This window comes from Leclercia sp. AS011 (assembly GCF_037152535.1).
Lineage (GTDB): Bacteria > Pseudomonadota > Gammaproteobacteria > Enterobacterales > Enterobacteriaceae > Enterobacter.
This window is the reverse complement of the sequence record NZ_JBBCMA010000001.1, coordinates 2,032,925-2,053,555: the sequence shown is the minus strand read 5'-3', so window position 1 is coordinate 2,053,555 and position 20,631 is coordinate 2,032,925. Positions and strand designations below refer to the sequence as shown.

Genomic DNA, 20,631 nt, shown 5'->3' with positions numbered 1-20,631 from the left:
CACAACAGCAGGGAACAACAGGAGAACACAACAATGACAACATTTGTTGCTCGCAGATGGCTGTTAGCCGCGAGCGTAACGGCCGCCCTGGCGGCCACCCCGGCTTTCGCCGCAAAAGACGTGGTGGTGGCGGTGGCCTCCAACTTCACCACCCTCGATCCTTATGACGCCAACGACACCCTGTCCCAGGCGGTGGCGAAGTCGTTTTATCAGGGGCTGTTTGGCCTCGATAAAGAGATGAACCTGAAAAACGTGCTGGCCGAGAGCTACAACGTCTCTGACGACGGGCTGGTCTATACCATCAAGCTGCGCAGCGGGGTGAAGTTCCAGGACGGCACCGACTTCAACGCTGAGGCGGTGAAGGCTAACCTCGATCGCGCCAGCAACCCGGAAAATAGCCTCAAGCGCTACAACCTGTATAAAAACATCGCCAGCACCGAAGCGGTGGATCCCACTACGGTAAAAATCACCCTCAAAGAGCCGTTCTCGGCCTTTATCAACATTCTGGCCCACCCGGCCACGGCGATGATCTCCCCGGCGGCACTGAAAAAGTACGGCAAAGAGATCGGCTTCCATCCGGTGGGTACCGGCCCGTATGAGCTGGTGACCTGGAACCAGACCGACTTTGTGAAGGTGAAGAAATTCGCCGGATACTGGCAGCAGGGGCTGCCGAAGCTGGACACCATCACCTGGCGTCCGGTGGTGGATAACAACACCCGCGCGGCCATGCTCCAGACCGGCGAAGCGCAGTTTGCTTTCCCGATCCCCTATGAGCAGGCGGCGCTGCTGAGCAAAAACAGCAAGCTGGAGCTGGTAGCCAGCCCGTCGATCATGCAGCGCTACATCAGCATGAACGTGACGCAAAAGCCGTTCGATAACCCGAAAGTGCGCGAGGCGATTAACTACGCCATCAACCGCGAGGCGCTGGTGAAGGTGGCCTTCGCCGGTTACGCCACCCCGGCCACGGGGGTGGTGCCGCCCTCTATCGCCTATTCCCAGCAGTATCACCCGTGGGAATACAACCCGACAAAAGCGCGGGCGCTGCTGAAAGAGGCGGGCTTCCCGAACGGTTTCAGCACCACCCTGTGGTCGTCGCACAACCACAGCACCGCCCAGAAGGTGCTGCAGTTTACCCAGCAGCAGCTGGCACAGGTGGGCATTAAGGTCCAGGTGACGGCGATGGATGCCGGACAGCGTGCCGCCGAAGTAGAAGGCAAAGGGCAGAAAGAGAGCGGGGTGAGGATGTTCTACACCGGCTGGTCGGCCTCCACTGGCGAAGCCGACTGGGCGCTGTCGCCGCTGTTTGCATCCAATAACCAGCCGCCAACCCTGTTCAACACCGCGTTCTACAGCAACCCGCAGGTGGATAAAGATCTGACCGATGCCCTGAAAACCACGCAACCGGAAGAGAAAGCGAAGCTGTACAAGGATGCGCAGGACACCATCTGGAAGGAGTCGCCATGGGTGCCGCTGGTGGTTGAGAAGCTGGTCTCGGCGCACAACAAGGCGCTGACCGGGTTCTACATCATGCCGGATACCGGCTTTAGCTTTGACGACGCGGATCTGAAATAGAGCACTCATTCCCGCAGGTATCTACCTGCGGGATGAGAGGAATGTGCATGCTGAATTATGTGATTAAACGCCTGCTGGGGCTGATCCCGACGCTGCTGATTGTGGCGGTGCTGGTCTTTTTATTCGTCCATATGCTGCCGGGGGATCCGGCGCGGTTGATTGCCGGCCCGGAAGCGGATGCCACGGTCATCGAACTGGTGCGTAAGCAGCTGGGGCTGGATCAGCCGCTCTACCGGCAGTTCTGGCACTACATCACCAACGTCCTGCAGGGCGATTTTGGGACGTCGATGGTGTCGCGTCGACCGGTTTCGGAAGAGATCGCCAGCCGCTTTATGCCCACCTTCTGGCTGACCATTGCCAGTATGGTCTGGGCGGTACTCTTTGGTCTGGGGGCTGGAATTGTGGCCGCCGTCTGGCGTAACCGCTGGCCGGACCGGCTGGGGATGGCGCTGGCGGTGACGGGGATCTCCTTCCCGGCTTTTGCGCTGGGGATGCTGCTGATGCAGGTCTTCTCCGTTGAGCTGGGCTGGCTGCCCACCGTGGGGGCCGACAGCTGGCGGCACTACATTCTGCCTTCCCTGACGCTCGGCGCGGCGGTGGCGGCGGTGATGGCGCGCTTTACCCGCGCCTCGTTTGTTGACGTGCTGAACGAAGATTACATGCGCACCGCCCGGGCGAAGGGGGTCAGCGAGAAGTGGGTGATCCTCAAGCACGGCCTGCGCAACGCGATGATCCCGGTGGTGACCATGATGGGGCTGCAGTTTGGCTTCCTGCTCGGCGGCTCGATCGTGGTGGAAAAGGTCTTCAACTGGCCGGGACTCGGGCGCTTGCTGGTCGATTCCGTCGACATGCGCGACTACCCGGTGATCCAGGCGGAAGTGCTGCTCTTTTCGCTGGAGTTTATTCTTATCAACTTAGTGGTGGATGTGCTCTATGCCGCCATTAATCCCGCTATCAGGTACAAGTAGATGCGACTGTTAAACTGGCGTCGGCAGGCCATGTTAAAGGCCATGCCGGGGCTTAAACCGGATCAGATCCGCACCCCGTGGCATGAATTCTGGCGGCGCTTTCGCAAGCAGCCGGTGGCGATGGCCGCCGGGCTGTTTGTCCTGCTGCTGATCCTGGTGGCGGTGCTGGCCCCCTGGATTGTCCCCTTTGATGCGGAGAACTACTTCGACTACGACCGCCTGAACGAAGGCCCGTCGATGATGCACTGGTTCGGCGTGGACTCCCTGGGGCGGGATATCTTCAGCCGGGTGTTGATGGGGGCACAGATCTCGCTGGCTGCCGGGGTGTTAGCGGTGCTGATCGGCGCGGCTATCGGCACGGTGCTGGGGTTGCTGGCGGGGTACTACGAGGGCTGGTGGGACCGCATAATCATGCGCATCTGCGACGTGCTTTTTGCCTTTCCCGGCATTCTGCTGGCGATTGCGGTGGTGGCGGTGATGGGGAATGGTATGGCGAACGTGATTATCGCCGTGGCGATCTTCTCGATCCCGGCCTTCGCCCGCCTGGTGCGCGGCAACACCCTGGTGCTGAAGCAGCAGACCTTTATCGAGTCGGCGCGCAGCATCGGGGCCAGCGATACCACCATCCTGTTCAACCATATTCTGCCGGGCACCGTCTCCTCGATTGTGGTCTATTTCACCATGCGTATCGGGGTGTCGATTATTTCGGCCGCCAGCCTGTCGTTCTTAGGGCTGGGCGCTCAGCCGCCAACCCCGGAGTGGGGGGCCATGCTCAACGAGGCGCGGGCCGATATGGTGATTGCTCCCCACGTGGCGCTGTTCCCGAGCATGGCGATTTTCCTCACCGTGCTGGCGTTTAATTTGCTGGGAGATGGGTTGCGCGACGCGCTGGATCCGCGAATTAAGGGATAACCTACCAATTATTGTAGAACTTAATGTGAAAAGTATTGTTATTCAGTAAGTTATAAAATGCCGTGTAAAAGGTTTGCTGGAGTTAACTATTTGTAAAAATTATAATGCTTAATGGTTCAATAACGTTAAATATTGTAAGGATTACAATGAAAAAGCTCCTTTTATGCGGCATGGTTTTACTTTCTGCTTCTTGCGCCGATTTCCAGAAAAACATGAGTGACGGGATGAAAGCGGTCAATACGGCCCTGACGCCGAAATCGTCCACCGGCACGCAAACCGCGGCGGCGGCAAAACAGTCCGGCACCATCACCAATGACCAGTGCAAAACCAGCGTCGGTAAATCCCGTGACTATTTCGAACAGATTGTTGGCTTCAAGCTGAACGAGTCCAACTCCTCGGGCTATACCTCGTTCTCCGAGACCTACAATCTGCGTATTTCCGATCGTAAAGACCGCCTTGGCGGCAACTTTGCTATCTGCATCATCTCTATCGATCCGCAGACCAATAAGGTCACCACCTTCTCGATGCCGACCTGATGCATTTTTGCCGGGTGGCGCTGCGCTTACCCGGCCTACAAAGGGCACATAACCCGTAGGCCCGCGCAAGCGCAGCGCCGCCGGGCAATACCCGCAGCGCGCACATGTCCCGTAGGCCCGTGCAAGCGCAGCGCCGCCGGGCAATGTTACACATTACTTATCCACGCCAAATCCCTGCTTAATCAGCGCCGGAAGCACGTCCGGGAAGTAAATGTGCTGATAATACCCACTCACGCTTTCACTCCAGGTATCGCCGTCATGACGGTCAATGGCCTGCCAGTGTTCGGTCATCTGCTGATTGTAGCGGGTGATTTTCGCTTCCAGCCCGTCGGTGACATAGGCTTCGTCATGGCGGAAGGTCTCCAGCGGCAGACGCGGTTTGTGATGCGAAGGGACATCCACGTGACCGATCACCACACCCGCCACCGGGAAGGTGTGTTCCGGCAGCTCAAGCAGTTCAATCAGTTCCTGTGGGCGCAGACGGATGCCGCCAATCGGCACGATCCCCAGCCCTTCGGAGCGGGCCGCTGCCATTACAGAGCCGAGGGCAATGCCCACGTCGGTTGCGCCGGCCACCAGGCTCTCAATACTCTGGTGCGCCACCTGCTCCTTGCCCGCCAGCTTCATGCCGACCTCGGTTTTGTACATATCCAGCACAAAGGTGATAAACACCGGGGCTTTGGCAATCCACGGCTGGCCGCCGGCGATCTGCGAAATCTTCGCCCGCTTTTCGGCATCGCGGGTGACGATGACCGACACCTGCTGGGAGTGCACTGAAGTGGGGGCGCGGTATGCGGTGCTGATGATGCGGTCCAGCGTGGCATCATCAATAGTTTGATCGGTAAAACTGCGCTCGCTTTTATGGTCGTTAAACAGGTCAATAATGGTGTTCATAGCATCTCCGGTGTGAATCGCAAAATCCTGGCAGCCCGGCACCGTTTTGTCTTTAACACTCTATGCGAAAAGCGCAGAAAAGTATGGCCCGGCCAGCGGCCGGGCGGGAGGTTAACGCAGCGCCTTGACTAACGCTCTGGCGACCTCTTCGGAGCTGGCCGGGTTCTGCCCGGTGATCAACTGGCCGTCTTCAACAATGTACGATCCCCAGTTCGGCCCTTTCTGGTAGTTAGCGCCCAGGGCGATCAGCTCATCTTCCACCAGGAACGGGACGATGTCGGTCAGCTCGACGTCGGCCTCTTCGCCGTTGGTAAAGCCGGTCACCTTACGGCCCTTGACCAGCGGCTCGCCGGAAGCGGCCTTCACATGGCGCAGCACGCCCGGCGCGTGGCAGACGAAGCCCGTCGGTTTACCCGCGCGGGTGAAGGCTTCAATCAGGGCGATGGAGGTTTGTGACTCGGCCAGATCCCACAGCGGGCCGTGGCCGCCAGGATAGAAGACGGTGTCGAAATCATCCTGACGCACGCTGTCGAGCTTGAGAGTGTTAGCGAGTTCGCGCTGGGCCGCCGGATCGGCTTTAAAGCGCTGGGTCAGTTCGGTCTGAAAATCGGGGGAATCGCTTTTGGGATCCAGCGGCGGCTGGCCGCCTGCCGGGGAGGCCAGCACCACCTCGGCCCCCGCATCCTTGAAGATGTAATACGGGGCGGCAAACTCTTCCAGCCAGAAGCCCGTTTTCTTACCGGTATTACCCAGGTCACTGTGCGAGGTGAGAACCATTAAGACTTTCATTGTTATCTCCGGTGATGATACGAGATATAAAAGTAGCCTGGTTCGGCAAAGCCATCCCCGAAGGGATGGCTGTTTCGGAACTATTACGGCAGCTTATACGCAATCACGTAGTCGCCGCGATCCGGCGAGTTACGCGCGCCGCCCGCGGTGATCAGCAGGTATTGCTTGCCATCCACCGGCGATTTGTAGCTGATGGGCGTGCTCTGGCTCCCCACCGGCAGGCGGGCTTTCCACACCTCTTTCCCGGTAGAGGTATCGAACGCGCGCAGGTAGTAATCCTGCGTGGAGGCGATAAACACCAGGCCGCCCTGGGTAGCCATGGTGCCGCCGATGGTCGGCATCCCGATTGGGATAGGCAGCCCCATCTTCACGCCAAACGGACCGGTATCCTTCACCGTGCCCACCGGCACCTGCCAGGCAATTTTCTGGGTTTTCAGATCCACCGCCGTCAGGGTACCAAACGGTGGTTTCTGGCACGGAATTTCCACCGGCGACATAAAGCGTACTTTGGCGTTAATGGCATACGGCGTACCGGCCAGCGGCACCGGGCGGCTGATGGCGGCGGCTTCGTTGCCGTCGTTTTTGGCTCCCTGGATCTCCGGCGAGGCCGGGATAAGCTGAACTTCGAGGCCCACGCGCATGTCGTTGATGAACAGGTACTGATTTACCGGGTCAATCGACAGTCCGCCCCAGTTCATGCCGCCTAAGGAGCCAGGCAGGTTCAGGGACGGGTCATCCCCCGGCGGGGTAAACAGGCCGTTGTACCGTTTGGATTTAAACTCGATACGGCAGATCAGCTGGTCAAACGGCGTCGCACCCCACATGTCGGACTCTTTCAGCACGTCTGCGCCAATGGTCGGCATCCCCACCGAGAAGGGCTGGGTCGGGGAGTAGATCTCTTTCGGGATCTGGCCCTGGGTCACCTGGCGCTCTTCGACTTTGGTCAAGGGCTGACCGGTCGCGCGATCCAGCACAAACAGCTGGCCGGATTTGGTGCCGAAGATCAGCGCCGGGGTGGTTTTGCCATCCGCAGTCGGGAAATCAGTGAAGGTGGGCTGCATCGGGACGTCAAAGTCCCAGAGGTCGTTATGAACGGTCTGGTAAACCCATTTCACCTTGCCAGTGCTGGCATCCACCGCCACCATCGAGGCGCCAAACTTACGATCCAGATCGTTGTGCTTCACGCCCCACAGGTCCACCGCCGCGCTGCCGGTGGGCATATAGACGGTGTTGGACTGCGGATCGTAAGACATCGGGGCCCAGACGTTCGGGGTGGAGCGGGTGAAGTTTTCATCTGCGGGCGGAGCCTGCTGGTCGTCCGGGTTACCCGGATCGAAGGCCCAGCGCAGCTGGCCGGTGATAACGTCGAAGCCGCGCACCACGCCGCCCGGCATGTCCGTCGCCACGTTATCCGCCACGCGACCGCCGACTACCACGGTGGTTCCGGCAAGCGTCGGGGCTGAGGTGGGATAGTAGAGGCCGGTGTCGGCACCTTTACCCATTTGAGCGCTGAGGCTGACGCGGCCATGATTGCCGAAGTCTTCGCAGAATTTACCGGTATCCGCATCCAGGGCCACCAGTTCCGGCGTGACGCTGTTCATGATGATCCGGCGTTTGCACTGAGCATCCGCAGGCAGCGAAACGGCCGCCACCGGCGAAGAGCCCGGCAGGGTTGGCTGCTGCAGCGGGGCTGTGGCATCAAAGTACGCCAGGCCGCGACAACGCATCCACTTTTTCTGTTTGGCGTTGATCTCAGTTTTCCACAACTCCTTGCCGGTGGTCGCATCAACGGCAATCACGTTGTTGTGCGGTGTACAGAGGAACAGGGTATTGCCGATTTGCAGCGGAGTCTGCTGATCTTCCGCGCCGCCGCCGTTCGGGCTGACGGGAATATCGCCCGTGCGGTAGGTCCAGGCCACCTGCAAATCTTTCACGTTATCGCGGGTGATCTGATCCAGAGCCACAAAGCGCGATGCCCCCGGGGTATTGCCGTAGTTGGCCCAGTTCTTCTGCTCTTCACCGGGCTTGACCGGGGTGAGAGGGAGCGGTTCGCCCGAGGCCGTCACCGGATCGTGCGGGACAAACATCCCCCCGACGGTGGCGGCAAAGGCAACCGCCAGTATCGCCGCCATCGCCCCCGCGCCTTTCCAGCACGGGGTTCTACCGGCGCGGCGCAGCAGCGAGGGCAGGGCGAGCGCCACCAGAATGGCGATGCCTGCGAGGGTCAACAGACGCGAGACCAGCGGCCAGAAGTCGAGGCCGACGTCCCACAGAGCCCAGAGGGCGGTGCCCGCCAGTACCACAAAGTAGAGGGCCGCGCCGCTCAGGCGCTGGCGCAGGATTTGCACTCCGGAGAGGATGAGCAGACAGCCGCTGATGAGAAAGTAGGGGCTGCCCTTGACGCTGACCAGCTTCCCACCGTAGTAAGTGAAGAATATCCCCATAGCCAGAATGAGGACGCCCAGAAGCCCCAGCAGCACGGCTGCGGTTCTGGATAATTTTTGAACGGACATAAATGTTCCCTGATGTTGACAAAAGTTGAGTGAAATCACTCAAAAGTGACGATTTATAATCTAATGCGCGCGAGTGTACAACAACCAGGTAACAATATATTTACCAGAAATAGCTTTACTATCCTGCCTGAGCTCGGCGGGAATTCTTGTTATCATCAGGAAATCTCAGGCACATCAAGAAATAAAACGATGGTGAAGATTCGTGAGGCACAGGCGGATGATTACGCCGCGTGGTTAACACTGTGGCAGGGCTATCTGGATTTTTACGGCACCGACCTTGACGAGGCGGTGACGCTGGCGACATGGCGGCGGATATTATCCCCGGATTCCGGTCTGTTCTGCCGCCTGGCAGAAACCGAACAGGGCGTGGTGGGATTCGCTATTTGCGTGCTGCATGAAGGCACCTGGGTGACCCGGCCGCTGTGCTATCTGGAAGATCTGTTTGTCGATGAGGCGGCGCGCGGCCAGGGGGCGGGCAGGGCGTTGATTAAGGCCATCATTGACGAAGCGCGTGACAAGGCCTGGTCGAAGGTCTACTGGGTGACCCGTACAGGCAATCCGGCCCGGGCGCTCTATGATCAGCTGGCAACGGTGGATGATTACGTTCGCTACCGGATTACGATTTAGTTGTTTGCACGGGATTTGACGAATTCAGACTTCTTTGTTGGCCCTACAAAGTCCCTCTCTTTTTCACGCTGGCCTACTTGCGCAAGTTTATTGCCGTCAATCGTTGCCCAGAAGTCTGTGGCACGCTTGGCGGCAGCCATCGCTTTAACGTAATCGATTTTTTTGTTTTGCTTGATCATAACGTCTCCCGGTTGATTTTTAACCATTACATCAGAGTTTACAGCGGTCGTGTTGGCCTGACAAACAGTCCATTTTTATCTCAATTGATACCCATCACTTTGCGTCGAATCATTGCCTGGATATCAATTACTGCAGAGGACATTTTATTGGGCGCGTAAAAAACTTGTGAGAATCCATACGATCGATATCGTGGTTTTACGTCCTCCAGTGGGTCGTGTATGACCACATCCTCAAGTTCCATCACGCTGCAAAATGCTGTCGAATAGATCAGAGCAATAATAAAAATGTTGCCTGTAAGCGCAGTATCTTCATCAGGTATCAGATTTTCCAGCATACAAATGGAAAACTCTTCCCGGCGTGCATCATATTTACAAATTATCGCTGCATGCAGGGCTCCAGGTTCGTTAGCCTTCGTACTTTTTAGGCTGATATCTAATATGCCGTCATCGTTGGCGTTTCCATGATAATGCTCCATTCCCCAGTGCCAGTTTAGAACAGCGTTACTGCTTTCTTTATAAAGGTAATTTCTGTCTTTTTGACTTAACGCGCCTACTACGATGCTACCCCAACCGAAACCTTGTATGATTTTTTGGGTAGTCATCAGGCAATGCTCGTGAACTTCCTGGAGCGATAAATTGCTCATTTCATCAGCCTTCCTTAGCTGTCATTTTTCCCGCACGTGATCCTGAGAGGAAACGTTCACATCAGTTAATCCATTCCGCATCCGATCAAGTTTGCTGGCTTACAGATACCCTACGCCGCAAATAGACAATGTTAAACCATGGAAATCGCTCAGAATTCAATCCTGCGAGGCGCCTTCAGAAAAGGATATGAATACAGGTCGTAGTTGCATAATTCTGACATCAAAAAGCCCACCAGTAGGGGGGGCGAGAAGAGTTCGTAGGCCGGGTAAGGCGCAGCCGCCACCCGGCACTTCGCACTCCGCTTTAACAGCGCCGGGCGGCACTGCGTTTGCCCGGCCTACATACTTGAGGGAGAGGGGGGAACAACGCGCACATTCCCTCGTTGACCATCCTCAGTCAATCAACGCATCAATCGCCACGCGCCCGTCCGGCGTTTGCAGCCAGCGCGGGGCGTTCAGCGTGTCGGCGTAGAAATTCACCAGTTCATACAGCAGCCCTTCCATTACCTTTGCCATATCCCGCGGCAGTGCGTTGCTGATCAGCAGCTGCGTGAGCGTCTGACAGTACAGCCCGAGCAGCTCGCTTTCCGGTTCGAATGCGGGCAGACGGGACGGCAGATCGACCAGGGTGAAACGCTCCACCAGGTGCGGCGGAATGGGCTCGTTAAGCGTGGGCTGTAACAGCGTGAGACAGGCAGAAAGACGAGCGCAGAGCGCCAGTTTCTCCGCCGGGTCGTCGGTTTCCAGCAGGGTATGGGCAAAGCGTTCGCAGTGGTTGGCCAGCTCGGTGAAGTCCGTGTTGTGGGAAAAAGGTACGGTAAATAAAGAATGATCAAGGGTTGTGATAGTAGCCATAGTGGCAGCCTCCTGTAATTAGCATTTTATCTGCCATCAGAGAGGCTAATCTCATGGTGGCAGAACCGAGCGGAGTTAGCCTTACCGGAATTACAGGAGACCGGCGCGTCTTGCGACGCCCCCGCCCGGCCTACCATTGAGGTGCAACCGTGCGCGCGACATATTACTACATCGCCTGTAATTTTACCCGAGAGGCTAATCCCGGCGCCTGATTTTGCAGGCGCATCAGGAAGATACTGCGGAGAGATCCCACCGACAAGCCGGGAAAATCATTCCTGGAAAGCGCCTCGCAAAAAATCGATATGCTGCCGTTTCAGGCGTTGTCCGTCACCCGACGGGCGGTAATGAAGTGCGCATGCCAGTAGTCATCGCTCAGGTCAGAAACGGTGACCCCCTGGCTGGATGAGGCATGAATAAACTGGTGGTCGCCGATATAGACGCCGACATGGCGCAGGTGTTCGCCGGTCTGGAAAAACACCAGGTCCCCGGCTTTCAGGCTCAGCTCTTCAACCTGAACCCCTCTGTGGATCTGCTCCCTGGTGGTGCGCGGTAATGACAAATGCGCCGCATCCCGGAACAGGTGCTGCATCAGGGCGGAACAGTCCACGCCATTGTGCGTGGCACCGCCCCACCGATAGCGGGTTCCTTTCCAGTGGTTGTATTGCTCAAGGATACGGGTGCGCAGCGGCCCGGTCTCATGAGGCGCGGTTGAAGGCAAAAAGCCGGTGTCGCGATTGAGGGTTAGCATTGAGGCGGGCAATTCAAAACTGAACGCAGAGCAAGAGGTGAAACTAAACGCAAGCAGGGAGAGTAAAAGTAAAAAGAGCATAGTCAATTACAGGCAGTAGGTGATTTCTTCCTTACCATGACGGAGGCGGTGGTCCAATGAGTCGCCTCTCGATGCAGGAATGATATCGGCTGTTTGTTTTTTGACCAATTCATAATGAGTCCAAAAATGGACTGCTGAACAGCGCCGGGCGGCACTGCGTTTGCCCGGCCTACGTACTATCCTCCGCCTCCGGCTTTTCATGTGACCTCCCCCACAAAAGCGCACATTCCCCGCCGTCGCCCTCCCTCGGCCCGCGGGTTTGCGGGCATCATATCCCCACGATACGCCAGACGTGGGATACACCATGCGCAACGAAATCCTGACCTTCCTTGCTAACCAGACCGATTTTTTCGACCCGGAAAACCTGAGCGAGGTCTTTACCGCCCGCTACCTGGCCGAGCGGTTCGACCTCAAGCGCAATACCGCCAGCCACTATCTGAACCAGCTGGTGGCTCAGGGGGAGCTGGTCAAAATCAATACCCGCCCGGTCTACTTCCTGCACAAGAGAGCCTTCAGCCAGCAGTTTTTCAACCTGGCCGGGAACGAATATGACAGCATCGCCCAGCTGCTGAACGACGGCGACAGCAGGCAGGAGCCGCCGGACCACTTTGCCCTGCTGATCGGCCATGACGGCAGCCTGAAAAAGGCCATTGCCCAGCTGAAAACCGCGCTCTTTTATCCCGATGGCGGCCTGCCGCTGCTGATCACCGGAGAGAGCGGCACCGGCAAAAGCTATATGGCGAACCTGATGCACGCCTTCGCCATCTCCCAGGGGCTGCTAGCGGACGATGCGCCTTTTGTCAGCTTCAACTGCGCCCAGTACGCCAGCAACCCGGAGCTGCTGGCGGCGAACCTGTTCGGCTACGTGAAAGGGGCCTTTACCGGGGCGCAAAGCGACAAGCAGGGGGCCTTCGAGGCCGCCGATGGCGGGATGCTGTTTCTCGACGAGGTGCATCGCCTGAACGCCGAGGGCCAGGAGAAACTCTTCACCTGGCTCGACCGGAAGGAGATCTACCGGGTGGGGGAAACCGCTCAGGGTCGCCCCATCCGCACGCGGCTGGTCTTCGCCACCACCGAGGAGCTGCACAGCACCTTTTTAACCACCTTCCTGCGCCGTATTCCGATCCTGGTCACGCTGCCCGACCTGCAGGCGCGCTCCCGTGAGGAAAAAGAGGCCCTGATCCTCCAGTTCTTCTGGCGGGAGGCGCAAAAGCTGAACGCACGCCTGAACCTCACCCCCCGTCTGCGGCAGGTGCTGCATCACGCCCTTTATCGCGGTAACGTTGGCGAGCTGAAAAACGTGGTCAGGTATGCGGTCGCCGCCGCCTGGGCCCGACAGCGGGGGCAGGAGGCCATTAGCGTCACCCTTCAGGATCTGCCGGAGAAGGTGTTGGCCGCCATCCCCGTCATGAGCGACGCGCCCGTTGCGGACGAGCCGCTGACCATCGAGCCCCAGACTAACCTGCTATGGCTGTTGCGTGCCCACGACCGCACCCAGGGGATGATCCACGACACCCAGTGTCAGGTGCTGGCCCTCTACGAAGAGGTGCTCAGCGGCCGCTCGGGTTGGGAGGAGGTTCACCGGCGGATGGGAGAGGAGATCGAAACCCTGTTCGACAGGCTGGTGTTTCACCACCGGGACACTACCGCCTCGCCGGTGTTACAGCTCACCACCCAGCAGGTGCGGGAGGCGTTTTACCGCCTGGAGCAGCAGTTCAACGTCCAGTTTAACGGCAATGGCATCTATGCCCTCAGCCACTATCTGGTGCACCGCGCCCGGAGCGCGCTCTCGGCTCTGAGCCAGGAGCGGGTCCGGCTGCTGGATGATTTTCTCGCGCAAAAATATCCCCTGCTGTACCGCTTCTGCCAGGCGATGATCGCCGCCCTGACGCAAAAGCTCGACATCGACGCCCAGCGCATCGATGCCCTGCTGCTGGTGCTGTGGCTGCATAAAGCGGGAACGGTGAGCCAGTCTCAGGTGACGCGGGCGGTGATCCTCGCCCACGGCTACGCCACCGCCAGCAGCATTGCCAACGTGGCGAACCGCCTGTTGAAACACACGGTGTTTGAATCCTTCGACATGCCGCTGGACGTCACCCCGGAGGCGATTGCCCAGCAGGTGATGCACTACATCGAAAGCAACGCCCTGGCCTCCGGGCTGATGATCCTGGTGGATATGGGCTCGCTGAACGCCATTCATAGCCACTTCCAGCGCCGGGTCTCCACCCCGGTGGCGATTGTGAACAATGTCTCCACCAGCATGGCACTGTATGTCGGGGAGCGGATCCTGCAGGGGCACCACATCGAGGAGATTGCCAGTGAGATCGGCGCTGATTTGCCGGTGGAGCACCAGCTTTTCTGGCCCCAGGCCAGTAAGCCCCGGGTGATTCTTACCACCTGCATCACCGGGATCGGCGCGGCGGCCAATCTCTGTCAGCTGCTGAAGGCTAGCATCCCGGAGGCGCTGGGGATTGAGATTATCGCCTGCGATTACGAGATGCTCAGCGACGCCCGGGAGCGGGCGGTGGCCTTTAACCGCTACGACATGCTGGCGATTGTCGGCACTCTCGACCCGCAGGTGCCCGATGTGCCGTGGATCTCGCTGGACTCACTGATTGCCGGGGAGGGGACGCGGCCGCTGATGCGTATCTTTGGCGATCTCGCCACGGCGGAGCAGGTAGCGGAAATCAACAACCTGCTGCTGAAGAACTTCTCCCTGCGGCGGGTGATTGAGTCGGTGACCATTCTCGATACCACTAAAGTGATCAACCAGGTGGAGCAGTTTGTCTTCCGCTATGAGCATCTGGCGGGCTGTCAGGTGCCGAACGAACGCAAGGTGGCGCTCTATGTCCACATCAGCTGTCTGATTGAGCGGCTGATCCGCAACGCCTCTCCCACCACCTACGCCGGGCGACAGTGTCCTGAAAGCGAGCTGGCGCTGTTGCGCCAGGCCTTTAGTGTCATTGAGAGCAGTTATAGTGTCAAAATCCCGGTGGTCGAGCTCTGTTATATCCACAATATTCTGACTCACGAAACGGAATTTATTCAGGCAGATCAAGAGTTTTAATCCCTCCCTCTCTCCTCCTTGCCCACGCGCCACTTTTTCCTGGCACGTGGGTTGCACTCTCTGTCTGGTAAGTGGAATAAGCTTCGAGGACAGGATGAAACGACATTACATTTTTGCCAGTCACGGCACCTTAGCCCGCGGGATACTCGACTCGGTCGAGCTGATCCTCGGCAAGCAGCAGGACATCTACACCCTCTGCGCCTATGTCGACGAGCACCAGGACGTCACCCGTCAGGTGGCGGAGCTGCTCGCCGGGCTACCCGCCCAGGATGAGGTGATAGCGATCACCGATATTTTTGCCGGCAGCGTCAATAACGAATTTATCCGCTATCTGCATCAGCCGAAATTTCATCTGATCGCCGGCCTTAATTTGCCGCTGGTCATCGGCCTGCTTATTTCCGCGGATGAACAGGATACTGAAAAATTAATCCATGACGCCTTATTAAGCGCCCGGGAAAGTATTCAGTATTGCAATCACACCATTGCCAGTGCGGTACAGGCAGATAAAGACTTCTGATCGCGAGGAATAATAATGATTACGTTACTGCGTGTTGATCACCGCTTATTACACGGCCAGGTAGCCTTTTCCTGGACGCAATATGTCGGGGCGGACTGCATCTTAATTGCCAACGACAGCGTGCCCAACGATGAACTGCGTAAAACCACCATCAAGCTGGCCAAGCCGCCGTCGGTCAAGCTGGTGATTAAAAATATCAACGACTCAATCGAGGCGATTAAAAGCGGCGTTACCGACAAGTACCACCTGTTTATTGTCGTGGAGTCGGTGGAGGATGCCTGGCGCTTAGCCTCAGAGGTGGAGGGGATTAAGAGCATCAACCTTGGCGGCATTAAAGCGAAAGAGGGGGCGCGGAACATTTCGAAGGCCATCAATTTGCTGCCGGACGAAATAGAAAAGCTCACTCAGCTGGTCGGCAGCGGCGTGGAAGTCGAAATACGCCAGGTGCCAAACGATCGCAAACAGTTATTAGCGGAATCGCTGTAATTCCTGAGGACTCACTATGGTAGAGGCACTTTTACTCGGGCTGGTGGCGTTTATCGCCCAGTCGGAATATGCCCTGGGCACCTCGCTGCTCTCCCGGCCCATTGTCACCGGCCTGTTAACCGGGCTGGTGTTAGGCGATGTGCAGACGGGCGTCATTATGGGGGCGACCCTGGAGCTGGCGTTTATTGGGTCGTTTTCGGTGGGGGCGTCGATTCCGCCGGATGTGGTCACCGGCGGGGTGCTGGGGGTAGCGTTTGCTATCACCTCCGGGGCGGGAACGGAGACGGCGCTGCTGCTCGGCCTGCCGATAGCCACCCTGACCCTGGTGCTGAAGAACGTCTATCTCGGCATGTTTATCCCGATGCTCAGCCAGAAGGCCGACGGCTATGCCGACCAGGCGGATACCCGCGGCATTGAGCGAATGCACCTGATCGCCGGGTTTGGCCTGTCGCTGATGCTGGCGGCGGTGGTCACCGTGTCGTTCCTGGTGGGCAGCAGCGCGGTGAAATCCCTGCTCGATGCCATCCCGGAGTTTATTAAGCACGGGCTCAGCGTGGCGACGGGGATCATTCCGGCGCTGGGCTTTGCGATGCTCGCCCGGCTGCTGATCAACAAGAGAGTGGCACCCTTTTTCTTCCTCGGCTTTGCCCTGATGGCGTACCTGAAAATACCCGTCACCGGGATCGCCATTCTGGGTGCCATTGTGGCGGTGGTGATGGTTAACACAACTGCGCGAAACGCCCCTCGTCCAACGACCGATCAAGGAGTCAGCGATGACGACGAAGATTTCTGAAGAGACCCTGCCTCAGGTGCAGGATGAGAACGCCATCAACGCCCGCGATCTGCGCCGTGTGTTCTGGCGGTCGTTCCAGATGGAGTTTTCCTGGAACTATGAGCGGCAGATGAACCTCGCGTTTGTCTACGCCCTGATCCCGGTGCTGAAGAAGCTCTACCCGCAAAAGGCAGAGCTGGCCGCGGCCTTAAAACGCCACCTGGTGTTCTTCAATACCACGCCGCATATCGTCACCCTGCTGCTGGGCATCACCACCGCGATGGAGGAGAAAAACAGCCAGCAGCAGGAGATGGACGGCACGGCGATCGACAACGTTAAGGCGTCGCTGATGGGGCCGCTGGCCGGGCTGGGGGACTCCTTCTTCTGGGGAACGCTGCGCCTGATCGCCACCGGGATCGGCACCAGCCTGGCGCTGCAGGGCAACATCCTGGGGCCGATCCTGTTCCTGCTGGTGTTTAACGTGCCGCACATTCTGGTGCGCTGGCTCTTTACCCGCTGGGGCTACGTGCTCGGCACCGGGGTGCTTCATCGGGTGCAGAAGAGCGGAATGATGGAGAGCCTGACCTACGGGGCGTCGATTATCGGGCTGATGGTGGTGGGGGCGATGGCCGCCTCGATGATCACTATCACCATCCCCATCACCTTCGGCGCGGGGGAGGCGAAAACCGGGGTTCAGGACATTATCAACAACATCATGCCCTGCCTGCTGCCGCTCATCAGCTTCGGGATTGTCTACTGGCTGCTGGGGCGCAAGGTTAAACCGCTCACCATCATCGGGGGCATGGCGCTGGTGGGGATCCTGGGATCCTGGATTGGTCTGTTTTAAGCGGAGAAGACAATGCAACCGACAATGATGACCTATATCGAAGAACAGCCCGCGGCGCTGGAGGCGATCCTCCGGGCCTGGCCGCAGCATCTGGCGTCCGTGGAGGCTTTTGCCCGCCAGCATCCGGTGCGCCGCCTGCTGGTGCTGGCAACCGGCTCGTCGCTGAATGCGGCGATGTGCGCCCGCTACCTCTTTGAACACCGCTTCGGCGTGCTGGTGGAGATCAAGGAGCCTTACAACTTTGTCCACTACGAAGCCATCGACCCGCACACCGACATGGTGCTGGTCGTTTCCCAGAGCGGGAAAAGCGCCTCGACCCTGGCGGCGATGGAGAAGGTGCAGGCCGCCGGGCTGTCGGTGTTTGCCCTGACCTCGGACCCCGACAGCCCGATTGGCCGCCGCTGCGACCAGGTGCTGGATATCCATACCGGGATCGAGAAAGTGGGCTTCGTGACCCGCGGCTTTAGCGCCACGGTGCTGAATCTGATGCTGGTGGCCCTGACCCTTGCCCGGGCGCAGCAGCAGATCGACGATCGCGAGACGCTGGATCACCTCGAGGCGCTGCACCAGCTGGCGGCGGCGATCCCCGACACCCTTGCCCGCACGGAGGCGTTTTTCGAGCGGCACAGTCAGGCGCTGAAAGCCGGGACACGCTTTGTCGCCATCGGCGAAGGGGCCCTGACCGGGGTGGCGAAAGAGTTTGAGACCAAGTTCACCGAAACGGTGCGGGTGCCGTCCGGCGGCTTTGAGCTGGAGGCGTACATGCATGGCCCCTATCTGGAGGCCAACGCTGAGCATGTGATGTTCTTTATTGAGGATGCGCCGAACCCACGCCTGCGGGCGCTGCGGGACTATATGGCCCCGGCGGTTAAGCGGGCGTTTCTGATCACCCTGACGGACGAGGAGGGGCCGGATACCCTGGCGCTGAACTGCCGCCTGCCGCATCTGCTCTCGCCGCTGCTGCTGATTGTCCCCTTCCAGATACTGGCCTGGCGTACCGCCTGCGCCAAAGGCATCGATCTCTCGGTGCGTATTTTCGACGATTTCGATCGGGTGTTAAGAAGTAAAATCTAAAGGAGAATAACTATGTTAGGTTTTAATCAGGACGAGTACCTGACCAGTGCTCGTGAGATTGTTGCTGCGCGTAAACAGGCGGAACAGGTTGCTGATGAGATTATTCAGCAGGGCTTCAGCACGCTATTTTTCGCCTCGGTCGGGGGATCGCTCGCGCCAATGATGGCGATAAATGCCTTCGCCCGGGAATTAACCGAAATACCGGTTTACCTTGAGCAGGCGGCGGAATTAATTCATGCCGGACATAAACGCTTAAATAAAGATTCGGTGGTGATTACGCTGTCGAAATCGGGCGATACCAAAGAGTCGGTGGCCATTGCCGAATGGTGCAAAGCCCAGGGGATCCGCGTGGTGGCGATCACCAGAAACAGCGACTCGCCGCTGGCGGACGCCGCCACCTGGCATATTCCGATGCGTCACAAGAACGGCGTGGAATATGAGTACATGCTGCTGTACTGGGTATTCTTCCGTTTATTACAGGGTAACGGGGAATTTGAACAGTATGACCGCTTCGCCAGCCAGCTGGAGCTGTTGCCTGAGAATCTCCTCAACGCCAAAAAGCAATTTGATCCGCAGGCCGATGCCATCGCGCAAAAATATCACAGCGCCGACTATATGATGTGGATTGGCGGGGCGGAGATGTGGGGCGAGGTCTATCTTTTCTCGATGTGTATTCTGGAGGAGATGCAGTGGAAGCGCACCAAATCGGTTTCCTCGGCGGAGTTCTTCCACGGCACGCTGGAGCTGCTGGAGAAAGACGTCCCGCTGTTCCTGGTGAAAGGCGAGGGCAAATGCCGGGCGCTGGATGACCGCGTTGAGCGTTTTGCGGCGAAAATTACCGATAACCTGGTGGTATTCGATCCACGTGAGTACGCGCTGGCGGGGATTGATGATGCGTTCCGCTGGCTGCTGGCGCCGTGCGTGATCTCAACCTTGCTGGTGGACCGTCTGGCTGCCCATTTCGAGCACTATACCGGCCACAGTCTGGATATTCGCCGTTATTACCGGCAGTTCGAGTATTAAAATTAACGCCCGGCGGCGCAAGCTTGCCGGGCCTACAAAACCGTAGGCCTGATAAGCGCAGCGCCATCAGGCGTTATGCACAGAGTCGATTAAACCCGCGTACCCCACAGGTCATATTCGTCGGCGTTTTCAACCTTCACGCGCACGATATCACCCGGTTTCACTTTGGTTTCACCGTTCAGGTAGACCGCGCCGTCGATTTCCGGAGCATCGGCCATGCTGCGGCCAATCGCGCCTTCTTCGTCCACTTCATCGATGATCACCAGAATTTCGCGGCCCACTTTTTCCTGCAGACGTTCAGCAGAGATCTGCTGTTGCAGCTGCATGAAGCGGTTCCAGCGCTCCTCTTTCACCTCTTCCGGCACCTGATCGGCCAGTTCGTTGGCGGTCGCGCCTTCCACCGGGCTGTACTTGAAGCAGCCCACGCGGTCCAGACGCGCTTCAACCAGGAAGTCGAGCAGCATCTGGAAGTCTTCTTCGGTTTCACCCGGGAAGCCGACGATAAAGGTGGAGCGCAGGGTCAGATCAGGGCAGATCTCACGCCACTGCTTGATGCGCGCCAGCTGGCGGTCAACGGAGCCTGGGCGCTTCATCAGCTTCAGAATACGCGGGCTGGCGTGCTGCAGCGGGATATCCAGATACGGCAGGATTTTGCCTTCCGCCATCAGCGGGATCACGTCGTCCACGTGCGGGTACGGATAGACGTAGTGCAGACGCGTCCAGATGCCCAGCTTAGAGAGCTGTTCGCACAGACCGACCATGCTGGTTTTCACCGGCTCGCCGTTGTGGAAACCGGAGCGGTGCTTGACGTCCACGCCGTAGGCGGAGGTGTCCTGGGAGATCACCAGCAGCTCTTTCACGCCCGCATCGGCCAGACGTTTGGCTTCGGCCAGCACTTCACCAATCGGACGGCTCACCAGATCGCCACGCATGGACGGGATAATGCAGAAGGTGCAGCGGTGGTTGCAGCCTTCGGAAATTTTTAAGTACGCATAGTGACGCGGGGTCAGCTTCACGCCCTGTTCCGGCACCAGGCTCAGGAACGGGTTGTGCTTTGGTTTTGGTACATAGTGATGCACATGTTCCAGCACCTGCTCGTAGCTGTGTGGACCGGTGATTTCCAGCACCTTAGGGTGGACTTCGCGGATTTGATCGACTTTGGCGCCCAGACAACCGGTGACAATCACCTTGCCGTTTTCGGTAAGTGCTTCACCGATGGCTTCCAGAGACTCCTGCACGGCGCTGTCGATAAAGCCGCAGGTGTTAACGATCACCATGTCGGCGTTGTCGTAGCTTGGTACGACGTCATAGCCTTCGGTGCGAAGTTCGGTCAGGATGCGTTCGGAATCCACCAGGTTTTTCGGGCAGCCCAGCGAGACGAAGCCGATTTTCGGCTGGTGCGTAACATTGCTCATAGATTAAAAAGTAGTCAGTTATGGAGTTATCAGGGCAGGGATTGTACAGCGTTCTTGCGGGGATTTATACAGATCCCTGTGCGGCGAAGAGAACGGCTAAGAATTACTTATC

21 protein-coding genes are annotated in these 20,631 nt (G+C 58.2%); 12 read left to right on the top strand and 9 right to left on the bottom strand.

The window, feature by feature from the left end; all coding sequences use genetic code 11:
- Positions 1 to 33: 33 nt before the first annotated feature.
- From gsiB to WFO70_RS09760, 4 genes are all read left to right on the top strand, one after another.
- Complete coding sequence (gsiB, locus tag WFO70_RS09775) at positions 34 to 1,572, top strand: glutathione ABC transporter substrate-binding protein GsiB (protein WP_337015882.1); 1,539 nt, start codon at positions 34 to 36, stop codon at positions 1,570 to 1,572.
- Positions 1,573 to 1,619: 47 nt separating this feature from the next.
- Entirely contained in the window at positions 1,620 to 2,540 is a 921-nt protein-coding gene (gene gsiC / locus WFO70_RS09770) for a glutathione ABC transporter permease GsiC (protein WP_337015880.1), read from the top strand.
- Positions 2,541 to 3,452, top strand: a complete 912-nt coding sequence (gsiD, locus tag WFO70_RS09765) for a glutathione ABC transporter permease GsiD (protein ID WP_337015879.1) — start codon at positions 2,541 to 2,543, stop codon at positions 3,450 to 3,452.
- A gap of 146 nt (positions 3,453 to 3,598) precedes the next feature.
- Positions 3,599 to 3,988, top strand: a complete 390-nt coding sequence (locus WFO70_RS09760) for a hypothetical protein (RefSeq protein ID WP_337015878.1) — start codon at positions 3,599 to 3,601, stop codon at positions 3,986 to 3,988.
- Between the two features lie 153 nt (positions 3,989 to 4,141).
- Here the strand turns inward: WFO70_RS09760 and WFO70_RS09755 are convergent, their stop codons facing one another.
- The 3 genes from WFO70_RS09755 to WFO70_RS09745 form a co-directional block, all read right to left on the bottom strand.
- Entirely contained in the window at positions 4,142 to 4,882 is a 741-nt protein-coding gene (locus WFO70_RS09755; RefSeq protein ID WP_337015877.1) for a nitroreductase family protein, read from the bottom strand.
- Positions 4,883 to 4,993: 111 nt separating this feature from the next.
- Positions 4,994 to 5,671, bottom strand: a complete 678-nt coding sequence (locus tag WFO70_RS09750; protein ID WP_337015876.1) for a type 1 glutamine amidotransferase domain-containing protein — start codon at positions 5,669 to 5,671, stop codon at positions 4,994 to 4,996.
- 83 nt (positions 5,672 to 5,754) lie between these two features.
- On the bottom strand, positions 5,755 to 8,184 hold the full coding sequence (locus tag WFO70_RS09745) for a membrane-bound PQQ-dependent dehydrogenase, glucose/quinate/shikimate family (RefSeq protein ID WP_337015875.1): 2,430 nt from the start codon (positions 8,182 to 8,184) through the stop codon (positions 5,755 to 5,757).
- Positions 8,185 to 8,373: 189 nt separating this feature from the next.
- On the opposite strand from WFO70_RS09745, the gene WFO70_RS09740 reads away from it, so the two are divergent.
- Complete coding sequence (locus WFO70_RS09740; RefSeq protein WP_337015873.1) at positions 8,374 to 8,811, top strand: GNAT family N-acetyltransferase; 438 nt, start codon at positions 8,374 to 8,376, stop codon at positions 8,809 to 8,811.
- Here WFO70_RS09740 and WFO70_RS09735 read toward each other — a convergent pair.
- The 5 genes from WFO70_RS09735 to WFO70_RS09720 form a co-directional block, all read right to left on the bottom strand.
- Positions 8,808 to 8,990 (bottom strand): hypothetical protein, encoded by a 183-nt coding sequence (locus WFO70_RS09735; protein WP_337015872.1) that lies wholly within the window; start codon positions 8,988 to 8,990, stop codon positions 8,808 to 8,810. The genes WFO70_RS09740 and WFO70_RS09735 overlap by 4 nt on opposite strands.
- Before the next feature lie 80 nt (positions 8,991 to 9,070).
- Entirely contained in the window at positions 9,071 to 9,634 is a 564-nt protein-coding gene (locus tag WFO70_RS09730; protein WP_337015871.1) for a hypothetical protein, read from the bottom strand.
- 393 nt (positions 9,635 to 10,027) lie between these two features.
- Entirely contained in the window at positions 10,028 to 10,489 is a 462-nt protein-coding gene (locus WFO70_RS09725) for a hypothetical protein (protein ID WP_337015869.1), read from the bottom strand.
- Positions 10,490 to 10,515: 26 nt separating this feature from the next.
- Positions 10,516 to 10,737 carry an ash family protein gene (locus WFO70_RS22490; protein WP_442913373.1) on the bottom strand — a complete coding sequence of 74 codons (222 nt, stop codon included), beginning with the start codon at positions 10,735 to 10,737 and terminating at the stop codon, positions 10,516 to 10,518.
- A 65-nt stretch (positions 10,738 to 10,802) separates the two neighbouring features.
- Positions 10,803 to 11,318 (bottom strand): NlpC/P60 family protein, encoded by a 516-nt coding sequence (locus tag WFO70_RS09720; RefSeq protein WP_442913358.1) that lies wholly within the window; start codon positions 11,316 to 11,318, stop codon positions 10,803 to 10,805.
- A gap of 304 nt (positions 11,319 to 11,622) precedes the next feature.
- Between WFO70_RS09720 and WFO70_RS09715 the strand changes: the two genes are divergently transcribed.
- From WFO70_RS09715 to WFO70_RS09685, 7 genes are all read left to right on the top strand, one after another.
- Positions 11,623 to 14,385 carry a sigma 54-interacting transcriptional regulator gene (locus WFO70_RS09715; RefSeq protein WP_337015867.1) on the top strand — a complete coding sequence of 921 codons (2,763 nt, stop codon included), beginning with the start codon at positions 11,623 to 11,625 and terminating at the stop codon, positions 14,383 to 14,385.
- Between the two features lie 94 nt (positions 14,386 to 14,479).
- Positions 14,480 to 14,902, top strand: coding sequence for a PTS sugar transporter subunit IIA (locus WFO70_RS09710; RefSeq protein ID WP_337015866.1), 423 nt, complete (start codon positions 14,480 to 14,482; stop codon positions 14,900 to 14,902).
- A gap of 15 nt (positions 14,903 to 14,917) precedes the next feature.
- The gene (locus WFO70_RS09705; protein ID WP_337015865.1) at positions 14,918 to 15,388 is read left to right on the top strand and encodes a PTS sugar transporter subunit IIB; all 471 of its coding nucleotides are present in this window, start codon (positions 14,918 to 14,920) and stop codon (positions 15,386 to 15,388) included.
- Positions 15,389 to 15,404: 16 nt separating this feature from the next.
- Complete coding sequence (locus WFO70_RS09700) at positions 15,405 to 16,181, top strand: PTS mannose/fructose/sorbose/N-acetylgalactosamine transporter subunit IIC (protein WP_337015864.1); 777 nt, start codon at positions 15,405 to 15,407, stop codon at positions 16,179 to 16,181.
- Positions 16,162 to 17,007, top strand: coding sequence for a PTS system mannose/fructose/sorbose family transporter subunit IID (locus WFO70_RS09695; protein WP_337015862.1), 846 nt, complete (start codon positions 16,162 to 16,164; stop codon positions 17,005 to 17,007). The genes WFO70_RS09700 and WFO70_RS09695 overlap by 20 nt, the downstream gene beginning before the upstream one ends.
- Positions 17,008 to 17,019: 12 nt before the next feature.
- Complete coding sequence (locus WFO70_RS09690; RefSeq protein ID WP_337015861.1) at positions 17,020 to 18,081, top strand: SIS domain-containing protein; 1,062 nt, start codon at positions 17,020 to 17,022, stop codon at positions 18,079 to 18,081.
- 12 nt (positions 18,082 to 18,093) lie between these two features.
- Entirely contained in the window at positions 18,094 to 19,104 is a 1,011-nt protein-coding gene (locus WFO70_RS09685; RefSeq protein WP_337015860.1) for an SIS domain-containing protein, read from the top strand.
- 89 nt (positions 19,105 to 19,193) lie between these two features.
- Here the strand turns inward: WFO70_RS09685 and rimO are convergent, their stop codons facing one another.
- A complete protein-coding gene (rimO, locus tag WFO70_RS09680) occupies positions 19,194 to 20,519 on the bottom strand; it encodes a 30S ribosomal protein S12 methylthiotransferase RimO (RefSeq protein ID WP_262673089.1) in 1,326 nt (441 codons plus the stop codon).
- Between the last annotated feature and the right edge of the window lie 112 nt (positions 20,520 to 20,631).

Bases quoted from the DNA above. Each gene is read 5' to 3' on its own strand.
- gsiB (WP_337015882.1), top strand. From the start codon at position 34: ATGACAACATTTGTTGCTCGCAGATGGCTGTTAGCCGCGAGCGTAACG.
- gsiC (WP_337015880.1), top strand. From the start codon at position 1,620: ATGCTGAATTATGTGATTAAACGCCTGCTGGGGCTGATCCCGACGCTG.
- gsiD (WP_337015879.1), top strand. From the start codon at position 2,541: ATGCGACTGTTAAACTGGCGTCGGCAGGCCATGTTAAAGGCCATGCCG.
- WFO70_RS09760 (WP_337015878.1), top strand. From the start codon at position 3,599: ATGAAAAAGCTCCTTTTATGCGGCATGGTTTTACTTTCTGCTTCTTGC.
- WFO70_RS09755 (WP_337015877.1), bottom strand. From the start codon at position 4,882: ATGAACACCATTATTGACCTGTTTAACGACCATAAAAGCGAGCGCAGT.
- WFO70_RS09750 (WP_337015876.1), bottom strand. From the start codon at position 5,671: ATGAAAGTCTTAATGGTTCTCACCTCGCACAGTGACCTGGGTAATACC.
- WFO70_RS09745 (WP_337015875.1), bottom strand. From the start codon at position 8,184: ATGTCCGTTCAAAAATTATCCAGAACCGCAGCCGTGCTGCTGGGGCTT.
- WFO70_RS09740 (WP_337015873.1), top strand. From the start codon at position 8,374: ATGGTGAAGATTCGTGAGGCACAGGCGGATGATTACGCCGCGTGGTTA.
- WFO70_RS09735 (WP_337015872.1), bottom strand. From the start codon at position 8,990: ATGATCAAGCAAAACAAAAAAATCGATTACGTTAAAGCGATGGCTGCC.
- WFO70_RS09730 (WP_337015871.1), bottom strand. From the start codon at position 9,634: ATGAGCAATTTATCGCTCCAGGAAGTTCACGAGCATTGCCTGATGACT.
- WFO70_RS09725 (WP_337015869.1), bottom strand. From the start codon at position 10,489: ATGGCTACTATCACAACCCTTGATCATTCTTTATTTACCGTACCTTTT.
- WFO70_RS09720 (WP_442913358.1), bottom strand. From the start codon at position 11,318: ATGCTCTTTTTACTTTTACTCTCCCTGCTTGCGTTTAGTTTCACCTCT.
- WFO70_RS09715 (WP_337015867.1), top strand. From the start codon at position 11,623: ATGCGCAACGAAATCCTGACCTTCCTTGCTAACCAGACCGATTTTTTC.
- WFO70_RS09710 (WP_337015866.1), top strand. From the start codon at position 14,480: ATGAAACGACATTACATTTTTGCCAGTCACGGCACCTTAGCCCGCGGG.
- WFO70_RS09705 (WP_337015865.1), top strand. From the start codon at position 14,918: ATGATTACGTTACTGCGTGTTGATCACCGCTTATTACACGGCCAGGTA.
- WFO70_RS09700 (WP_337015864.1), top strand. From the start codon at position 15,405: ATGGTAGAGGCACTTTTACTCGGGCTGGTGGCGTTTATCGCCCAGTCG.
- WFO70_RS09695 (WP_337015862.1), top strand. From the start codon at position 16,162: ATGACGACGAAGATTTCTGAAGAGACCCTGCCTCAGGTGCAGGATGAG.
- WFO70_RS09690 (WP_337015861.1), top strand. From the start codon at position 17,020: ATGCAACCGACAATGATGACCTATATCGAAGAACAGCCCGCGGCGCTG.
- WFO70_RS09685 (WP_337015860.1), top strand. From the start codon at position 18,094: ATGTTAGGTTTTAATCAGGACGAGTACCTGACCAGTGCTCGTGAGATT.
- rimO (WP_262673089.1), bottom strand. From the start codon at position 20,519: ATGAGCAATGTTACGCACCAGCCGAAAATCGGCTTCGTCTCGCTGGGC.